At 43.8% G+C, this 17,220-nt stretch carries 16 protein-coding genes; 9 read left to right on the top strand and 7 right to left on the bottom strand.

What is annotated here, in order from left to right; translation table 11 throughout:
* Position 1 precedes the first annotated feature (1 nt).
* The 4 genes from argC to C900_RS19925 form a co-directional block, all read right to left on the bottom strand.
* Positions 2-976 (bottom strand): N-acetyl-gamma-glutamyl-phosphate reductase, encoded by a 975-nt coding sequence (argC, locus tag C900_RS19940; RefSeq protein ID WP_009581995.1) that lies wholly within the window; start codon positions 974-976, stop codon positions 2-4.
* A 110-nt stretch (positions 977-1,086) separates the two neighbouring features.
* Positions 1,087-1,332, bottom strand: a complete 246-nt coding sequence (locus C900_RS19935) for a hypothetical protein (RefSeq protein WP_157494091.1) — start codon at positions 1,330-1,332, stop codon at positions 1,087-1,089.
* Positions 1,333-1,443: 111 nt separating this feature from the next.
* The gene (locus C900_RS19930) at positions 1,444-2,670 is read right to left on the bottom strand and encodes an argininosuccinate synthase (protein ID WP_009581994.1); all 1,227 of its coding nucleotides are present in this window, start codon (positions 2,668-2,670) and stop codon (positions 1,444-1,446) included.
* Positions 2,646-3,356 carry a GNAT family N-acetyltransferase gene (locus C900_RS19925; protein ID WP_009581993.1) on the bottom strand — a complete coding sequence of 237 codons (711 nt, stop codon included), beginning with the start codon at positions 3,354-3,356 and terminating at the stop codon, positions 2,646-2,648. Before C900_RS19925 ends, C900_RS19930 begins: the two co-directional genes overlap by 25 nt.
* Positions 3,357-3,715: 359 nt before the next feature.
* Between C900_RS19925 and C900_RS19920 the strand changes: the two genes are divergently transcribed.
* From C900_RS19920 to C900_RS19895, 6 genes are all read left to right on the top strand, one after another.
* Positions 3,716-4,207 (top strand): tetratricopeptide repeat protein, encoded by a 492-nt coding sequence (locus C900_RS19920; protein ID WP_083867539.1) that lies wholly within the window; start codon positions 3,716-3,718, stop codon positions 4,205-4,207.
* A 48-nt stretch (positions 4,208-4,255) separates the two neighbouring features.
* Entirely contained in the window at positions 4,256-7,540 is a 3,285-nt protein-coding gene (locus tag C900_RS19915; protein ID WP_040497159.1) for an amidohydrolase family protein, read from the top strand.
* A gap of 137 nt (positions 7,541-7,677) precedes the next feature.
* Positions 7,678-7,893: a pinensin family lanthipeptide gene (locus C900_RS19910; RefSeq protein ID WP_009581989.1), complete on the top strand. Its 216-nt coding sequence runs from the start codon at positions 7,678-7,680 to the stop codon at positions 7,891-7,893.
* Positions 7,894-8,095: 202 nt separating this feature from the next.
* Entirely contained in the window at positions 8,096-8,983 is an 888-nt protein-coding gene (locus C900_RS19905; RefSeq protein ID WP_009581988.1) for a DUF4846 domain-containing protein, read from the top strand.
* Between the two features lie 147 nt (positions 8,984-9,130).
* On the top strand, positions 9,131-11,581 hold the full coding sequence (locus C900_RS19900) for a S9 family peptidase (protein ID WP_009581987.1): 2,451 nt from the start codon (positions 9,131-9,133) through the stop codon (positions 11,579-11,581).
* Positions 11,582-11,601: 20 nt separating this feature from the next.
* A complete protein-coding gene (locus C900_RS19895) occupies positions 11,602-12,747 on the top strand; it encodes a DmpA family aminopeptidase (protein WP_009581986.1) in 1,146 nt (381 codons plus the stop codon).
* 14 nt (positions 12,748-12,761) lie between these two features.
* On the opposite strand, the gene C900_RS19890 is transcribed toward C900_RS19895, so the two are convergent.
* Together C900_RS19890 and C900_RS19885 are read right to left on the bottom strand one after the other, a co-directional pair.
* Positions 12,762-13,298 (bottom strand): hypothetical protein, encoded by a 537-nt coding sequence (locus C900_RS19890; protein ID WP_009581985.1) that lies wholly within the window; start codon positions 13,296-13,298, stop codon positions 12,762-12,764.
* Position 13,299: 1 nt separating this feature from the next.
* On the bottom strand, positions 13,300-14,394 hold the full coding sequence (locus C900_RS19885; protein ID WP_009581984.1) for an alkane 1-monooxygenase: 1,095 nt from the start codon (positions 14,392-14,394) through the stop codon (positions 13,300-13,302).
* A 196-nt stretch (positions 14,395-14,590) separates the two neighbouring features.
* Here C900_RS19885 and C900_RS19880 point away from each other — a divergent pair, with 196 nt between their 5' ends.
* Positions 14,591-15,433: a 1,4-dihydroxy-2-naphthoyl-CoA synthase gene (locus C900_RS19880; RefSeq protein WP_009581983.1), complete on the top strand. Its 843-nt coding sequence runs from the start codon at positions 14,591-14,593 to the stop codon at positions 15,431-15,433.
* 161 nt (positions 15,434-15,594) lie between these two features.
* Here C900_RS19880 and C900_RS19875 read toward each other — a convergent pair whose 3' ends face one another.
* Positions 15,595-15,831: a DUF433 domain-containing protein gene (locus C900_RS19875; RefSeq protein WP_040497158.1), complete on the bottom strand. Its 237-nt coding sequence runs from the start codon at positions 15,829-15,831 to the stop codon at positions 15,595-15,597.
* 146 nt (positions 15,832-15,977) lie between these two features.
* On the opposite strand from C900_RS19875, the gene C900_RS28720 reads away from it, so the two are divergent.
* Positions 15,978-16,811 carry a DUF6624 domain-containing protein gene (locus C900_RS28720; RefSeq protein ID WP_009581980.1) on the top strand — a complete coding sequence of 278 codons (834 nt, stop codon included), beginning with the start codon at positions 15,978-15,980 and terminating at the stop codon, positions 16,809-16,811.
* Between the two features lie 12 nt (positions 16,812-16,823).
* Positions 16,824-17,189 carry a DUF7079 family protein gene (locus C900_RS19865; protein WP_009581979.1) on the top strand — a complete coding sequence of 122 codons (366 nt, stop codon included), beginning with the start codon at positions 16,824-16,826 and terminating at the stop codon, positions 17,187-17,189.
* Positions 17,190-17,220: the final 31 nt, after the last annotated feature.

Genomic DNA, 17,220 nt, shown 5'->3' with positions numbered 1-17,220 from the left:
ATTAGAATGCGTTTGCTTTAAGTTGTAAACCCAGGTTTTCTTTCAGGCCAAACATCAGGTTCAAATTCTGCACGGCCTGGCCGGAAGCCCCTTTTAATAGATTGTCTATTGCGCTGGTGATCAGTAGCTTGCTACCATGCTTTGCCAGGTGTAGAAAGCAATAGTTGGTGTTCACCACCTGCTTCAGGTGAAGCGGGGTCTTCGTCACTTTGGTGAAGGCCGCTCCGCTATAAAAGTCACCGAATAACTCATATGCCCTTTCAATATCTCCTTCAAATGTTGTATAAGCAGACACAAATATTCCTCTGGAGAAATTACCTCGCATAGGTATGAAATTGATCTCCTGATCGAAGCCTTTTTGCAAGGTGGTAATGCTCTCAGTGATCTCTTTTAAATGCTGATGTTCAAATGCTTTATAAACGGAAACATTGTCGTTTCTCCAGCTAAAATGTGTGGTTTCGCCAGGAGCCTGTCCTGCACCTGTGGAACCGGTAACCGCATGGACATGAACTTCATCGGTCAATAATCCTGACTGCGCCAGTGGTAGCAATGCCAGTTGGATGGCAGTAGCAAAACAACCTGGATTGGCAATGTTCTCTGCACTTTGGATCTTGTTTTTGTTTAGCTCGGGCAATCCATAGATAAATTGTCTGTTGTCTAAGGTGGCATTGGCCTGATGCCGGAAATCCTGGCTCAGGTCAATGATCTTAGTGTTTTCACTCACGGTGTTCTCCAGCAAAAAGGTCCTGGCTTTGCCATGCCCCTGACAGAGGAAAATGACATCGGCTTCACCCTGTTCTTTTTGGAAGACAAGGTCAGTTTCTGCAATCAGATCATCATGTATAGTGCTTACAGGTTTACCACTTTGGCTGCTGCTTTGTACAAAAGCCACATTCACCTCAGGGTGATGCACCAGAATGCGCAATAGCTCACCTGCTGTATAACCTGCACCGCCTATGATTCCTGCTTTTATCATTTTTTTGTTTGTTGTCTGTTTATATTATTTGAGCTCACAGCCTCTTAAAAAAACTAAAATTGACTGTCATTCTGACGAAGGAACTAAGGTCGAAGAATTACCCTCAGAACTTAGTAGGATCCCTCGTTACCTCCCCGAGACGAGCTCGGGACAGGCGGGATGACTTGGTTTTTAAGTTTTTTCTGATGACTGTCCTTATCCTCTGCTGCTTCTCTAAGCTTCAGCAACAGTACCAGATCTTCTTCGGACCCGGTAAACTCAGGGCCGCGAAATAAATCGGTAGAAAAGCGCTTATCGTTCTTGTTTTTTGGACGCTTATCTGTCGTCTCTGACAAGTGTTTGCTTATTATGGTCATATCAATGTTGTTTATTTTCAAACTGTCGAATTCGTTATACTGTCCGGTTATCTGTTGATCATTGATCTGATGACTCAAAGTCATCAGATCACTCTACCAAGACAGGCCATTCTACGTACTGCCCTTTAAAACCGGCTCCTCGTTCCGGCTCCCTTCATTCACCGCATGCCAGATCTTCGTCTGGTTGGCCAGTATTTTGGTGAATCCTTTTACATCTTCACCGGTCCAACCACTGTTCATCTCGCCATAGTGGCCAAACTTTGAGTTCATCAGGTCATGCTCTGATTCAACCCCTGTTAAGTGAAACTGATACGGAGCAAGCGTAACATGCACTTTACCGGAGACATTGCCCTGTGTATCCTCGAGGAACTTTTCAATATTCCTCATCACGGGATCGAGGTACTGTCCTTCATGCATCATCATCCCGTACCAATCGGCTAACTGCTGTTTCCAATGCTGCTGCCATTTGGTGAGTACATGCTTTTCCAGCAAGTGATGCGCTTTGATCAGGATCAGGGGCGCTGCTGCTTCAAAGCCTACGCGCCCTTTGATTCCAATAATGGTATCACCCACGTGGATGTCTCGTCCAATTGCATACTGGCTGGCGAGTTCGTGGAGGATTACTATTGCTTCAACTGGTTCCATTTCCTGACCATCGATACTCGTGATCTCTCCCTTTTCAAAACCCAGCGTGATCGTAGATATATCCTTTTTCACCAACTGACTGGGGTACGCGCTTTCAGGCAGTGGTTGATGCGATGTGAGTGTTTCGGCTCCTCCTACACTGGTGCCCCACAACCCTTTATTGATGGAGTATCTCGCTTTTTCCCAGTTCATTTCCACGTCATGAGCCTTCAGATAATCGATCTCCGCCTGCCGTGAAAGCTGCTGGTCACGAATAGGTGTTATAACCTGGCATTCAGGAGTAAGAATGTTAAACACAAGGTCAAATCGTACCTGGTCGTTGCCTGCTCCTGTGCTTCCGTGAGCAATGTATTGTGCACCTGTCTTTTTTGCATATTCGGCAATGGCTATGGCCTGAAATACACGCTCGGCACTTACTGACAGGGGGTATGTATTGTTTTTCAATACGTTTCCGAAAATCAGGTATTTTACGGCCTTGTTATAGAATTCATCCACTACGTCTACCGTCTCATGGTGTGCTACTCCAAGGTTCATAGCATGCTCTTCAATAGCCTGCAGTTCTTTTTTTGTAAACCCACCGGTATTCACCAGCACAGAATGCACTTCGAGGTTGAGGTCGTGCTTGAGGTATTTTACACAGTACGAGGTATCCAGGCCCCCGCTAAAAGCTAGAACAACGGTATTTTTAGCCATGATGATTTGTTGCTTTTAAGGTTATTAGATTTATTTTTTATTTTTTGACGTAAGCGATCTGCCCCCTCTTTGAAGCCTTCAAATTTCATAAAGCGTTTAAATCGCTCCCAACGCTCCTCTTTTGAAGGTTTTTGAGCTTCTACTTTAGGTTTTTTGTCAGGGTCATAAAGCATACCCGTGCAGAGGCAATGCGAGCGATCGGTACGAGTAAGAATATCATAGTTGCGACAGCTTTGGCAGCCCTTCCAGAAATCTTCATCGGTAGTCAGCTCCGAGAAAGTAACAGGCTTATAACCCAGGTCTGAGTTGATCTTCATCACCGCCAGACTGGTAGTGATACCAAATATTTTAGCTTCAGGAAATGTCTTCCTGGAGAGTTTGAAGATCTCTTCTTTGATTCTCCTGGCCAGTCCGGTGTTGCGGAAGTCAGGATGTACGATCAGCCCTGAATTGGCAACATACATGCCATGTCCCCATGTTTCGATATAGCAAAAGCCCACCGGCCTACCATTGGAAATAGCAATTACTGCTTTTCCCTCCAGCATCTTTGCGCTCACGTACAAAGGAGAGCGCTTAGCAATTCCGGTGCCGCGCTGCTGGGCGGCTTGCTCCATCATGGTGCATATTTCTTCGGCAAAGTGTAAATGAGCTTCACCAGCGATAGTTAATTGAGTAATTTCCGACATTGCAGGAAATAGTTTTTAAGGTTTAGCCTTTCGGCTTTTTTGGATTTGGTTAAGAAAATATTTGATTGGAGGATGCAGTGGACGTACCACCGCTAAAAAACTATATACCCGCTAGGGGCCTGAATGCCCTAATCCTGGCCACGGGGGCACACGCTGCGGCCGCAGGGGCTGCGCTAAATGCTGGTGTATATGTGGCAGAATTTTTCATTTGTCGGTTCAAAGGTAGATAACATTTTTAATCAATAGCAAGTAAAAATTTATTTTTTTATCAAGACGTAGAAAATTTAAAAGGTCACCGTTGATGTAAAACATATTTTTTATGGCTGTAAAACAACCGTGAATTAGTTAATTTGGTGATCATGAGAATAGTGCGACTACTAATTTTATTTTTCATGCCCGTGGCAGCTTCTGCGCAGGAAGCAGAGCAGTTGGTTGATATTGGGTACAAAAATTACGAGCTGGGTGAGTATGAAGAGGCGATTGATTACTTTGAGAGAGCTGCTGCTTTGGATAAGGAGAACGCAGAAATATTTTATTTAATGGGTGTGTGTAAGTCTCAAATTCAGAGAAATGAAGAGGCCATTGAAGACTACAACAAAGCCCTGTCGCTGGATCCTGCATATGCTGAAGCTTATTTCGAGAAGGGGTATGCTTACTTCATGTTAAGCAAAATGGAGAATGCTGTGGCTGCTTTTGATGAAGCTATCAAACTGAAGCCTGGTTATGTGGAGGCTTGGTTTAACAGGGGTAGCGTTAAGTGTATTATGGGTAAAAGCGCGGAGGCGCTGAAGGATTGGGAAAAAGCTGAGGAGTTGGGCGCTGTGCTGCCGCCAGACCTTGTATGTGACTGATCAACGCCTTGTTGGAAAGAATAAAAATTTAAATTGAAAATAAAAACGATGAAAAAATACTGTTTAAGCATGCTGATCCTTTGGTTGGTGGCTTCGCTGTCTTATGCGCAAAAGGATGATAAATGGAAAGTTTCTGATCCGCAGGGGGATTGGAATTATAAAGAAATCAATTTTACAACCACAGAAGGCACATGGATGAACCTCGATGTTAGTCCCGATGGCAAAGAGATCGTATTTGATCTTATGGGTGACATCTATATTCTGCCCGTGGAAGGTGGTGAAGCCAAAGTGCTGAGATCGGGTGTGCCATTCGAAATACAACCGCGCTTTAGCCCGGATGGAAGTCAGATATCCTTTACCAGCGATGCAGGTGGCGGTGATAATATTTGGGTGATGGATCGTGATGGAGGTAATGCCAGGCAGGTGACTAAAGAGGATTTCAGACTTCTGAATAATGCTGTATGGTCTGCTGACGGGCAATACCTGATAGCCAGAAAGCATTTTACTTCCCAACGATCACTTGGTGCCGGTGAAATGTGGATGTACCATGTCACCGGTGGTGTTGGTCTGCAGCTTACTGAAAGAAGGAATGACCAACAGGATGTAAACGAACCATCGGTGTCAATGGATGGTAAGTACCTTTACTACAGTGAGGATATGTATCCCGGAGGTTTTTTTCAATATAATAAAGATCCTAACAGCCAGATATATGCCATAAAGAGATATGATTTTTCAGACGGGAAAACCAAGACTGTTACCGGAGGACCTGGTGGAGCAGCCAGACCGCAAGTGTCCAGAGATGGATCTATGCTGGCATTTGTTAAACGGGTAAGAGAAAGATCGGTGCTGTTCATACATGACCTGAAAACCGGAGAGGAATGGCCGCTGTACGACCAACTGAACAAGGACCAGCAGGAGGCATGGGCTATATTTGGTGTTTACCCCAACTTCAACTGGAGCCCGGATAACCAATTTATTTATTTCTGGTCTGCCGGAAAGATCAATAAGATCAACGTCAAAACACTCCAAACAAAGGAAATCCGGTTTACAGTTAATGCAAACCTCAAAATAGCGGAAACACTAAAATTTAAAAATGAAGTGGCTCCGGATAATTTCACTGTTAAGGTGATTCGCCAGGCCACTACTTCTCCTGATAGTAAAACGGTGATATTTCATGCTCTGGGCTCGCTTTGGAAGAAGACCTTGCCTGACGGTAAGCCACAGCGATTGACGACATCTGATGACTTTGAATTTGAGCCTGCCTTTTCACCGGATGGTAGCGAACTTGCATATGTTACCTGGAACGATGAAAACATGGGAGCAGTTTGGAAACTGAACCTGAAGGGTAGAAAATCGGAACCCGTTAAAGTAACAGATGAAAAAGGGATCTACAGGAGCCCATCATTTTCACCTGACGGTAAGGAGATAGTTTTTGTGAAAGAATCCGGCAACAATATTTTGGGAGGTACATTTGATAAAAAACCAGGCATTTATCGCGTATCCTCATCAGGAGGAACTTCGAAGTTTGTTGTCGAGGATGGTGAATATCCACATTTTAATGTGGATGGATCGCGTATTTTTTACCAGACAGGAGGCTACTTCTTCGGAAGTCTTACCAAGAACCTGAAGAGTGTGAATCTTGCCGGTAATGATGAGCAGACACACCTGAAATCAAAGTATGCTAATCGCCTTGTACCTAGCCCGGATAATAAATGGGTGGCGTTTATCCACCTGCATAAGGCATACATAGCTCCGCTACCGGCTACAGGCAAAGAAGTAGACCTGGATGCCAACACCAAAGCATTCCCTGTAGCAGCGATAACCAGAGATGCAGGTATTAATCTACATTGGTCTGCCGACAGTAAAAAGATACACTGGACCCTGGGTGATGAGTACTTTACCAATGACATCAATCAGCGATTTACCTTTCTGGCAGGTTCTCCTGACAGTATTCCTCTGGTGGATACCGTGGGCTTAAAAATGGGTTTGGTAGCCGAAACCTATAAGCCGGAAGGAGTCATTGCTTTTACAGGAGCAAAGATCATTACCATGGAGGGTGACGAGGTGGTTGAAAACGGAACCATTGTTATTAGAAATAATACCATCGAGGCCATAGGGTCGGCAGGTGAGGTACAAATTCCATCGAATGCCAAAGTATATGATGTTTCTGGCAAAGTGATTATGCCCGGACTAATCGATGTTCATGCCCATGTGAGTGCATTTGGCTATGGAATTACTCCACAGAAGCACTGGCCGTTGTATGCCAATCTGGCCTATGGGGTTACCACAGCTCATGACCCTTCTGCAAATACAGAAACAGTTTTTGGGCTTTCCGAACTGATAAAATCCGGGAAAATGAATGGGCCAAGGCTGTACTCCACAGGTATTATCCTGTATGGAGCTGATGGGGATTTTAAAGCTACGGTCAACAGTTTGGATGATGCACGCTCTGCTTTGCGCAGGACGAAGGCCTTTGGTGCATTCTCTGTGAAAAGCTATAATCAACCCCGCAGGGACCAGCGACAGCAGATCATTCAGGCTGCCAGAGAGCTGAACATGCTCGTGGTGCCTGAGGGTGGATCTACTTTTTATCATAACATGACCATGATCATGGACGGGCATACGGGGATCGAACACAACATTCCGGTCGCACCAGTTTATAAAGATGTGAAAGAGCTATGGAGCAACAGCAAAACAGGCTATACACCTACACTGATCGTAAACTATGGCGGGTTGAACGGAGAGTATTACTGGTACCAGAAAACGAATGTATGGGAAGATGAAAAGCTTCTGAAGTTCTATCCGAGAGGTGTTATCGATTCGAGGTCCAGACATAGAACTATGGCGCCTGATGCGGAGTATGAAAATGGACACATATTGGTGTCAGAGGTGTGTAAGGCGTTGGCAGACGAAGGTGTAAAAGTGAACCTCGGAGCACACGGACAGTTGCAGGGGCTTGGTGCCCACTGGGAGTTGTGGATGTTGCAGCAGGGTGGCATGAGCAATATGGAAGCTTTGAGAGCGGCCACTTTAAATGGTGCGAACTACCTGGGCATGGATGAGCAGATTGGTTCTTTGAAAGCAGGAAAACTCGCAGACCTGATCGTGTTGGAAAAAGATCCTTTGGTGGATATTCAAAATACCAATTCCCTGGTGTATATTATGGTTAATGGAAGATTGTATGATGCCAACACAATGAACGAGATTGGCAACAGAGAGGAGAAAAGAAGTAAATTTTATTGGGAAAATAATCGTTACAACCAGTCATTTAACTGGCATGAAAACGGGGAAAGCCTTATGAAGGTGGGGTGTAGTTGTGAGGAAGACCATTGATTTTTCAGCAGTAGGATAGGTGAGACTTGCAGTAATGCATAAAGGATAATTATTCTTTACATCAACAGGTAGTTTTGGTTGTGACTGCCAAAGAATGGTAGCAACTTTAGTATATCTAAAACCAAAAACTAAAAGTTATGAAAAGAAAAAAATTAACTGAAATTAAGGTTCAAAGTTTTGTTACCAATTTTGACGAGGAGTTACAAAATACCGTGAAAGCCGGAGCGAACCTTACCGGCACTCACTGTGATTCGGAGCAGTGGGGTTATTGTTGGAGTGATAATCCAAACTATTGCCCAACATACTGGAATGGTTGCACTGCAGTGAACTGTGGCTCTGCCAATCCTTGCTAGTGTTTTAATCAAAACAATTGTAAAAGAGGCCATTTCAAAAGTTAGTTCGTCATTCCAAACTTGATTTAGAATCCCCTAAAAATGAGTAGAATCTAATCAGGGGATCCTGAATCGAGTTCAGGATGACGTCAGAAGGAGACTTTTGAGACGGCCTCTTTGTTTTAATTGGTTATCCCGCAATTTTCCTATAATTTGTGTTCAGATGAAGATATCAGGTTGTATTTTATTAGTAGTAGTTGCAAGTCTGTATGCGTGTGACCAGGGGCTATCACAAAGTAGTAGGGTCGACAACGGACCAAATTCTGAAGACCAGATAACTGAAAAACAGAATATTATAGATCCGGATGGGGCTACGATCCTTACACGAATCCTTGTACCCCGGAACTTCAAAAGAACAACAGCATCACCGGCATCTTTTGGCGGCTACCTGCGGGAGTTGCCATTAAAGGCACACAATGTCCCCGTTAAGTACTATAACGGTCGCGTAAAGGAAAACCGAAACGTTTATGATGCTGTTGTAGACCTGGATATCGGTAAACGGGATCTCCATCAGTGTGCTGATGCGGTAATGAGGCTAAGGGCGGAATACCTGTATGGTCAGAAAAAGTATGATCGGATACATTTCAATTTTACCAATGGCTTTCGGGTTGATTACGAAAAGTGGAGAAAGGGACAGCGTATTGTGGTAGATGGCAACAAAACTTATTGGAAAGCATCCGCTAGGCCTTCAGATACCTATGAAACCTTCTGGAAATACCTGGAGATCATCTTCAGCTATGCCGGTACCCTGTCGTTAGAGAAAGAACTTCAGCCGGTAAATCTCAATGATCTTGAAATCGGAGATGTCTTTATTCAGGGAGGCTCGCCAGGGCATGCGGTGATTGTGGTAGATGTAGCAGTAAATGAAAACACCGGTGAAAAAATTTTTCTTTTGGCTCAGAGTTATATGCCTGCACAGGAGATCCAGATCTTAAAAAATCCTAATAATGAAGCGTTGAGTCCCTGGTATTCTGAAAATTTTGGAGAAGTTCTCAAAACGCCTGAGTGGACTTTCAATAAAAGCACGCTTAGAAGATTTGGTGATCGTTAGTATTTTTTGTATCCTGTCTCACACCGCTGGCATTTGACAGTAGCCATTTAAATACCTGGCAGCACTGAAATATTAGAAAACATTTAATATGGTTGATGTTTTATTTAGATTCAGTAATTATTTACAGTGCGACCAACCAAACCAACTATGAAAAAGTTACCTGCGATTTTCGCCTTTTTTGTGCTGTCATTTCATGCTTTTGCACAGGAAAACCTAAGTTATCAAAAGCCTCCCCAGGCGATTCTGGAATTAGTGGATGCCCCATTGGCACCCCTTGCAGATGTTGACAGCAAGGGGGAAAATGTGGTGTTGCTCTACCGCGATGCCTATAAGTCTATTGAAGAGCTCTCAGAGTCCGAAATGCGCCTTGCAGGTCTACGTATCAACCCAAAGACGAGTATTGCTAGTCGTACCAACTACTACAGTAATTTGGAAGTGAAGAAAGCTACTGATAAAGAGTCACGAAAGGTGGTTGGTTTACCGGCAAACCCCAGGCTAACCAATTTTAGGTGGTCACCCAGCGAAAAACTTTTGGCTTTTACCCACACCACAGCAGATGGCGTTGAAGTTTGGATGCTGGACGTTGAAGGCGCTTCTGCCAAAAGGTTGACAGGTGCCACGGTAAATGCCGTATTGGGAAATCCTATAGTCTGGTTTAAAGATAATAGCGCCTTACTAGTTAAAATGATCCCTGCCCGGCGTCAAAGCCTGATCGATGCTGCAGAAGAGGTTCCCTCGGGACCTGTTGTGTCTGTAAGCGATGGAGAAAAAGCTCAGAACAGGACATACCAGGACCTGTTGAAAAGCCCTACGGATGAACACAACTTCGAGCAGTTGGTGTTTTCCGAAATCAATAAAGTGGACCTGCAGGGTAAAAAAAGTAACTGGTTGCCGGCCGGTATGTACGATGATGTTGAATTTTCACCCAATGGTGTATATGTAATGGCGAGCTTGTTGAAACGACCGTTTTCTTATCTGGTGCCTTACTATAGGTTTCCTTCCGAAACTAATATATATGATACAGAGGGGAAGTTGGTGCAGAAGGTATTAGAGGTATCGCTGACTGAAGTATTACCGAAGGGCTTTATGGCAGTGCGTGAGGGAAAAAGAAGTATGGCGTGGAGAACGGATAAGCCTGCAACGCTGGTTTGGGTAGAAGCGTTGGACGGGGGTGATCCTGAAAAAGAGGTAACATACAGAGATGAGGTATTTCAGCTCGAAGCCCCTTTCACTGGCGAGGCAAAGTCGCTGTTGAAAACCAAAAATCGATATAGGTACATTCAGTGGGGTGATGAGAAGACGGCTGTTGCGCACGATTACTGGTGGAACAACCGGAATACAAAGAGTTACCTGTTCAATCCGTCAGACAAAAGCGTTGAACCACGTGTGATCTCCGACCGGAATTATCAGGACAACTATAATGACCCCGGCAATTTTGTAACAAGAAGAAATGAGTTCAATGAGTATGTATTGGCAATAGATAAAAACCACCTGTTTCTCCTGGGCGATGGTTATTCCGACAAAGGGCAATTTCCGTTTGTAGACAAGCTTAACCTCGAAACTTTAGACAAAGAGCGCCTCTACCAATCTGCCTATCAGGATAAAAAGGAAACGCTCTATTGGGCTATTGATATAAAAAAAGGTGAGATACTCACTCGTATTGAGTCACCCTACGAATACCCCAATTATTACATAAGAAATATTAAAAATAAGAAGGCATTGATTCCGCTGACTTCTTTTGAAAATCCGTTTAAAAGTCTTCAGGATGTACATAAAGAGGTGATCACCTATAAACGTGAGGATGGACTGGAGTTGGAAGGAACACTTTATCTTCCGATTGGGTATGACAAGGAAAAGAAGGAGAAAATGCCAATGATCTTGTGGGCTTACCCCAGGGAGTTTAAAGATAAAAGTAGTGCATCACAGAATACAACCAATCCTAACGAGTTTATTTATCCATACTACGGATCACCGGTCTATTGGGTCACCCAGGGATATGTTGTACTTGACGATGCGGCATTTCCTATTGTGGGTGAAGGTGATGAGGAGCCTAACGATACGTTCAGAAAGCAGCTTGTTGCCAATGCTAAGGCCGCTATAGATGCAGTAGACGAGTTTGGTTACATCGATACGGAGAAAGTTGCCGTTGGAGGACACTCATATGGAGCCTTTATGGTGGCCAACCTGTTGTCACACTCTGATCTTTTTGCTGCCGGCATAGCCCGTAGCGGTGCATATAACCGGACACTCACTCCATTTGGCTTTCAAAGTGAAGAGCGCAACTACTGGGAGTCACCTGAGACTTACTATGATATGTCGCCTTTTATGCATGCAGATAAAATGAAAGCTCCCTTACTGTTGATACATGGCCTGGAAGATAATAATTCAGGCACGTATCCATTACAGAGTGAAAGGTACTTCAATGCCCTGAAAGGTTTGGGTGCAACTGCCAGACTGGTGATGTTGCCAAAGGAGAGCCACGGCTACCGTGCCAGGGAAAGCATACTTCACATATTGTGGGAGCAGGATCAGTGGCTTGACAAATACGTCAAAAACAAGAACAAAGAAATAATCTCTGAGGCTGGTGGAACCGAGTAACGTTAAACTTTTGACTATCGATGTTATTAAATATCATAAGGACTTTAGCTTTTTTGTTGGTGCTTCAGTCGCTCCAAGTTAACCTTTATGCTCAAAATATGAGACTGAGAGATCATGGTATTGAGGTTGGCATCTTTAAAATAGGGAAGCATAATGCCATAACAGATGTGAATGGAGTGAAAGTAGGGCATACCACACTAGTGGGAGGGGATAGTATCCGCACCGGGGTGACGGCCATTGTGCCGCATGAAGGTAATATTTTTCAGATGAAGGTTCCTGCAGCTATCTATATTGGCAATGGCTTTGGTAAGCTGGCCGGCTACAGCCAGGTGGAAGAGTTGGGAAACATTGAAACACCTGTTATTCTGACTAACACCCTGAGTGTGCCCATTGCCTCTGATGCTTTGATTAGCTATACTTTGCAAACTCCTGGAAATGAAGATGTTCGTTCTGTGAATGCGATAGTTGGGGAAACCAATGACGGGTGGCTCAATGATATTCGAGGCAGACATGTGAAGCAAGAGCATGTAATCAGCGCTATTGAAAAAGCTTCGGCAGGTGAGGTAGGGGAAGGAAATGTGGGTGCCGGTACAGGCACCATTTGCTTCGGATATAAAGGTGGCATCGGCACTTCCTCCAGGGTGATCCCAAAATCTGAAGGAGGCTACACTGTGGGTGTATTGGTACAGACTAACTTTGGTGGTGTTTTGGAAATTGGCGGGGTTCCCATAGCTAAAGAACTCAACAACTATCCGTTTAAAGATAAGATCCTCAATGATGTGGATGGCTCCTGTATGATCGTGGTGATAACGGATGCTCCTTTGGATGCCAGAAATCTCAAACGACTGGCCAAAAGAGCGATTATGGGCTTGGCGAAGACAGGTGGAATAGCTTCTAACGGCAGTGGTGATTATGTGATAGCCCTGTCTGTTGCTGAAGAGAATTTTGTTCCGTACACAAGTGATTCACCGGTGCAGGAGGGAAAGTTCTTAAAAAATGATGCTATGTCTCCATTGTTCTTGGCCACTATAGAGGCCACCGAGGAGGCTATTCTGAATTCACTTTTTGCCGCTGAAACAATGATGGGAAGAGACGGACATACTATTCAGGCGCTTCCTGTTGACAAGGTGGTGGAGATGATGAAGAAATATGGCAGAGTCAAATGATACCAGGACCAATTTTAAGACATCATTGAAAGCCAGAGAGGCAGAAAAACCACAAACAATGTAGCCATTGATTCTTTTTGTTCCAGGCTGATTGCATAAATGCCTAATAGCGCCATTAATGACTTCGAGAAATTCAGATCACCCTTTAAAACGATATTTCCCTTTTCACCGAAAATCTCTTTATTGAGAAAAAGTATCCTTTCATTTTTGGCGTTGTACCAGGTCCATTCCGACACCCAGGTTTTTTTAACGAGATTATAAGTTTCTCCTTCCACTTCGAGTGTGAAACGACTCATTCCGGATTTGGAAAACCTGCCGATAGAGGCTCCGTCTTTGATGATATCGATCGAAGTTTTAAAGGTGTTTCTGCTAACCAGTTGGATCGCTGTATCATCGTGGAAAGAGATATGAGCGTTTCTATATTTGAAGCTCATGGAGTTGAACTGCACACTCGCAATACCCTTTTTGCCATCATGGAAAAGGTACTTATCGGCAAAGATGTTTTTCTTCTCCCAGATAAGTGTAGTATGGTCTGTCTTTTTGTTCTTCATTTTACGCAGCTTTTAAGTTTTGGTGTTCCGTATGCCAATGTTCCAATCTTCTATTCATCATTCCGAACCAAAGTGGTGGCACAAGGGCAATGATAATCATTGTTGGATATCCGGCAGGAAGTTGTGGACTCTCATCGTAATGATCCAGCACCTGATATCGTTTTATAGCGTTGGCATGATGATCGGAGTGCCGTTGCAACTGAAAGAGGAAAAAATTGCTGATCAGGTGGCTGGCATTCCATGAATGAATCGGTGTAACCCGCTCATACCGTCCTGGTGATACTTCCTTGCGTTGAATGCCATAATGCTCCACATAATTGACCAACTCGAGTAGGGTAAAGGCAACAAAGCTCTGTCCAAAGAAGAACACCGGTATTTCCCAAATGAATTGGCCTGTCCATAAACTAAATCCGGTAGTTATAGTCCCGCAAAATATGAGCGGCAGTAGCGTAAACCAGATCATATTGTTGCCGATGTTCAGGGGGTGCTTTCCCTTTTTTCGAAGTCTTTCATTTTCTAATTTCCAGGCGTGTGTATAGCCGCCAAATACCGATCGTATCCAAAAGGTATAGAAAGTCTCATTTTTTCTGGCCGTAGCAGGATCCTCAGGAGTGGCTACATGCACATGATGCCCTCTGTTATGTTCAATATAAAAATGTATGTAGCTTACGGTCATCAGCAGTATTTTGCTATAAAGCCGTTCTAAAGAGGATTTTTTATGACCCAACTCATGCGCTACGGTAATTCCTACACCCCCCGTAACCAGTGCAAAACTAAGAATAAAGCCGGCCCATGCGAACCATGTGCTGATGTTGCCAAAGGCGATCACATAGAACCCCCAGCCTACAAATGCCAGTTGAAACCAGGTCCATACATAGGTAACGAACCGGTAGTAAAGTTCATTGGAGATGATCTTTACCTTTTCCTTCGGCACATTGGTAGTGTCAATACCAACGGATTGATCGATCAGTGGGAGTATAAGAAATACATCGACCACGGTGATAAAATTCCACCACCCACCCAGATAGTACCCTGTGATCACCAGGGCGGGAAGGATGAATGCTGTGAAATACCCGAGTTTGCGACCGAAGTTCATGTTTGACTAGTATTGAGAGATGTGAGATTATTTATTAAGCAACTGCATTATCCCTATATCCAATTTCAACATCTCTAATTTAACGAATTTATCGATGATTTTCCAGTGGATCAGTGGATAGTAATCAGGACAATTTTTATTCGAATTTGCTATCTTCGGGGCGAAATCAAGCAATAATTTAACAAACAAAAATATTATGAGCCAGCCGAATTGGAAGACCGTAAAAGAATACGAAGATATCACATATAAAAAATCAGGTGGAGTAGCGCGGATCGCCTTTAATCGCCCGAATGTACGGAATGCCTTTCGACCAAAGACGGTAGGAGAGCTTTTTGAAGCTTTACTTGATGCCAGGGAAGATACGTCAATTGGCGTTGTACTGTTTTCCGCTGAGGGGCCTTCCACTAAAGACGGTGTGTATTCGTTTTGCAGTGGGGGCGATCAAAATGCACGAGGCCATCAGGGTTACGTGGATGATGAAGGCATGCCTCGTCTTAACATCCTGGAAGTGCAGCGTTTGATCCGTTTCATGCCAAAAGTAGTCATTGCCGTAGTACCCGGCTGGGCAGTAGGTGGCGGACATAGCCTTCACGTAGTGTGCGATCTGACGCTGGCCAGTAAAGAACATGCTATTTTCAAGCAGACCGATGCCGATGTCACCAGCTTTGACGGTGGATATGGCTCTGCATACCTGGCTAAAATGGTAGGACAGAAGCGTGCTCGTGAGATATTCTTTTTAGGCAGAAATTACTCTGCGCAGGATGCATATGAAATGGGCATGGTCAATGCCGTTATCCCTCATACTGAATTAGAAGATACTGCTTACCAGTGGGCTCAGGAGATCCTGGCCAAGTCCCCCACCTCCATTAAAATGCTCAAGTTTGCCTTCAACCTCACTGACGATGGCATGGTAGGGCAGCAGGTATTTGCCGGAGAAGCTACCCGCCTGGCCTATATGACGGATGAGGCTAAAGAGGGAAGAAACGCCTTTTTAGAAAAGAGGAAGCCGAATTTTAAAGATATTAAGTGGATTCCGTAAATGGGAATTGGTGGTATAAAAAATAAAGCCTCTGAAAGTAGACCTTCAGGGGCTTTTTTTGTGCCTGAAACTCTCCTTGCCTTCTTTGATATGCTGAACTTCAATGCCCTTTTCCCGCAGGATAGCTACCATCTGAGTGTCGATGTTTTCATCAGCTAATATCATGAAGCCTGAGGAAAGATAATTTCTTCATTGGCAATAATATTCGAAGCATAAATTAAAGCGGCATAAATATCTTCTTTGCTAAGTTGCGGGTAGGCTAGCAGCAATTGATCCATATTCATTCCTTCAGATAACTTCCTTAGTATCAGTTCAACAGTGATCCTTGTGCCCTTGATCACAGGTTTTCCTAACATGATATCGGGATTTGAAACTATCCTATTAGTATATGCTGGCATATTCTTCTTTTTTTGCTAAAGATAACATTTTCATTTAGTTTTTAGTTTGTCAGAAATTTACTCGTCTAACAAACGCCTTTAAAATGAGTGGCTCTTAAATTGCATTATAATTTATTAATATAAAACGTAAACCTTATATATTAAGAATGAAAAACCTAACCTACCTAAGCCTGGCGTTGTTATTCTTTGCCTGCAATTCCGGAGAACTTCGAAAGCTCAGCCCGGAAGAAGCCATTGCGCTCGCTAAAGATGGCGACCTTAACTACCTCTATGCAGAATTTAAAAATAAAGATGGTCAGCCATTAAATGATGAAGAAAGAGATCTTTTAAATTCAGGAAAAATGACCCGCCACTTTTATGTCGACAGTAACGATGAAATAAAGGAGGTGAGAGTGGTGGAGCCTGCACTTGAAGATAAATTTTTTGAGATTATGCTCCGCGAAGTGGCGGTCAATCCACTTCGAAATATGACACTTGTTAATATCGACTGTAGTGATTTAATGAGTGTTTTGGCTGATATTTATGAAAAAGATCAGGCGGTTCGCACCGGTGGGGAAGGAGATATGAATGCAATTGATTCGCTTAATCAACAGCAGACAGTATCGATTATCGAGCAATGTGGCTTTCCAACAAAAGATGAGGTGGGAGGGGAAGGCATGACGACTGTGTTTCTCGTTCTGCAGCATTCATCTTCCAGTCTGATGGCATATTACTATCCCCAAATTAAAAGGGCTGTAGAGCGAGGTGATATTAGAAAAAGCAGCTTTGCACTGATGCAGGACAGGCTGTTGATGTGGAATGGCTTCAAGCAGATCTACGGCTCTCAAATCTCCAATGGCAGCTTGTACGCCCTTGAAGATCCTGAGACGGTCAACGAACGAAGAGCAACTATGGGGCTTGATCCGATTGAAGATTACTTAGAGCATTTTGATCTTAATTTTGAAGAGGAAGTAGCGAAAATGGAAGAGGTAAGTAACTAAACCCTCATAAAGATGTCACCCCCCGAAAACAGAAGCCAGATCTGGCTAGCCATTTCCGAATTTTACCTGGACACAGAGCTTCAGGATCGAGATTATGAATGGATCTTTTCTGTTTTTAAAGCATCTGACCTAAGCTTGAAAGAACTTAAGCGAATTGATCTTTATGAAGTCTTCCCAACGTTGCAAGCCAACCTGCTCACTGTGGCTGGAGAATGGGCCGGTTTTGATGAGAAATGGCTGGGTGAAGTGTGTACCAGCAATTGGAAGAAAAGAAACTCCATAATATTTCGATGGAGAGTATGGTGGTGGAGTAGGCTACACTATTGGATGAGAAAGGGGCATTGGAAGAGGATGGAGGAGATGTTTGGCGGATTATAATACTTTTTGCTATAATTGATTTTATAAAAAT

Origin of the sequence: Fulvivirga imtechensis AK7 (genome assembly GCF_000331535.1) — a bacterium.
Taxonomy (GTDB): Bacteria; Bacteroidota; Bacteroidia; order Cytophagales; family Cyclobacteriaceae; genus Fulvivirga; species Fulvivirga imtechensis.
This window is presented reverse-complemented; position numbering and strand designations above follow the sequence as displayed.

What these genes read in the sequence shown, in the direction of transcription:
- argC (WP_009581995.1), bottom strand. Translation starts at nt 976, where the DNA reads ATGATAAAAGCAGGAATCATAGGCGGTGCAGGTTATACAGCAGGTGAG.
- C900_RS19935 (WP_157494091.1), bottom strand. Translation starts at nt 1,332, where the DNA reads ATGACCATAATAAGCAAACACTTGTCAGAGACGACAGATAAGCGTCCA.
- C900_RS19930 (WP_009581994.1), bottom strand. Translation starts at nt 2,670, where the DNA reads ATGGCTAAAAATACCGTTGTTCTAGCTTTTAGCGGGGGCCTGGATACC.
- C900_RS19925 (WP_009581993.1), bottom strand. Translation starts at nt 3,356, where the DNA reads ATGTCGGAAATTACTCAATTAACTATCGCTGGTGAAGCTCATTTACAC.
- C900_RS19920 (WP_083867539.1), top strand. Translation starts at nt 3,716, where the DNA reads ATGAGAATAGTGCGACTACTAATTTTATTTTTCATGCCCGTGGCAGCT.
- C900_RS19915 (WP_040497159.1), top strand. Translation starts at nt 4,256, where the DNA reads ATGAAAAAATACTGTTTAAGCATGCTGATCCTTTGGTTGGTGGCTTCG.
- C900_RS19910 (WP_009581989.1), top strand. Translation starts at nt 7,678, where the DNA reads ATGAAAAGAAAAAAATTAACTGAAATTAAGGTTCAAAGTTTTGTTACC.
- C900_RS19905 (WP_009581988.1), top strand. Translation starts at nt 8,096, where the DNA reads ATGAAGATATCAGGTTGTATTTTATTAGTAGTAGTTGCAAGTCTGTAT.
- C900_RS19900 (WP_009581987.1), top strand. Translation starts at nt 9,131, where the DNA reads ATGAAAAAGTTACCTGCGATTTTCGCCTTTTTTGTGCTGTCATTTCAT.
- C900_RS19895 (WP_009581986.1), top strand. Translation starts at nt 11,602, where the DNA reads ATGTTATTAAATATCATAAGGACTTTAGCTTTTTTGTTGGTGCTTCAG.
- C900_RS19890 (WP_009581985.1), bottom strand. Translation starts at nt 13,298, where the DNA reads ATGAAGAACAAAAAGACAGACCATACTACACTTATCTGGGAGAAGAAA.
- C900_RS19885 (WP_009581984.1), bottom strand. Translation starts at nt 14,394, where the DNA reads ATGAACTTCGGTCGCAAACTCGGGTATTTCACAGCATTCATCCTTCCC.
- C900_RS19880 (WP_009581983.1), top strand. Translation starts at nt 14,591, where the DNA reads ATGAGCCAGCCGAATTGGAAGACCGTAAAAGAATACGAAGATATCACA.
- C900_RS19875 (WP_040497158.1), bottom strand. Translation starts at nt 15,831, where the DNA reads ATGCCAGCATATACTAATAGGATAGTTTCAAATCCCGATATCATGTTA.
- C900_RS28720 (WP_009581980.1), top strand. Translation starts at nt 15,978, where the DNA reads ATGAAAAACCTAACCTACCTAAGCCTGGCGTTGTTATTCTTTGCCTGC.
- C900_RS19865 (WP_009581979.1), top strand. Translation starts at nt 16,824, where the DNA reads ATGTCACCCCCCGAAAACAGAAGCCAGATCTGGCTAGCCATTTCCGAA.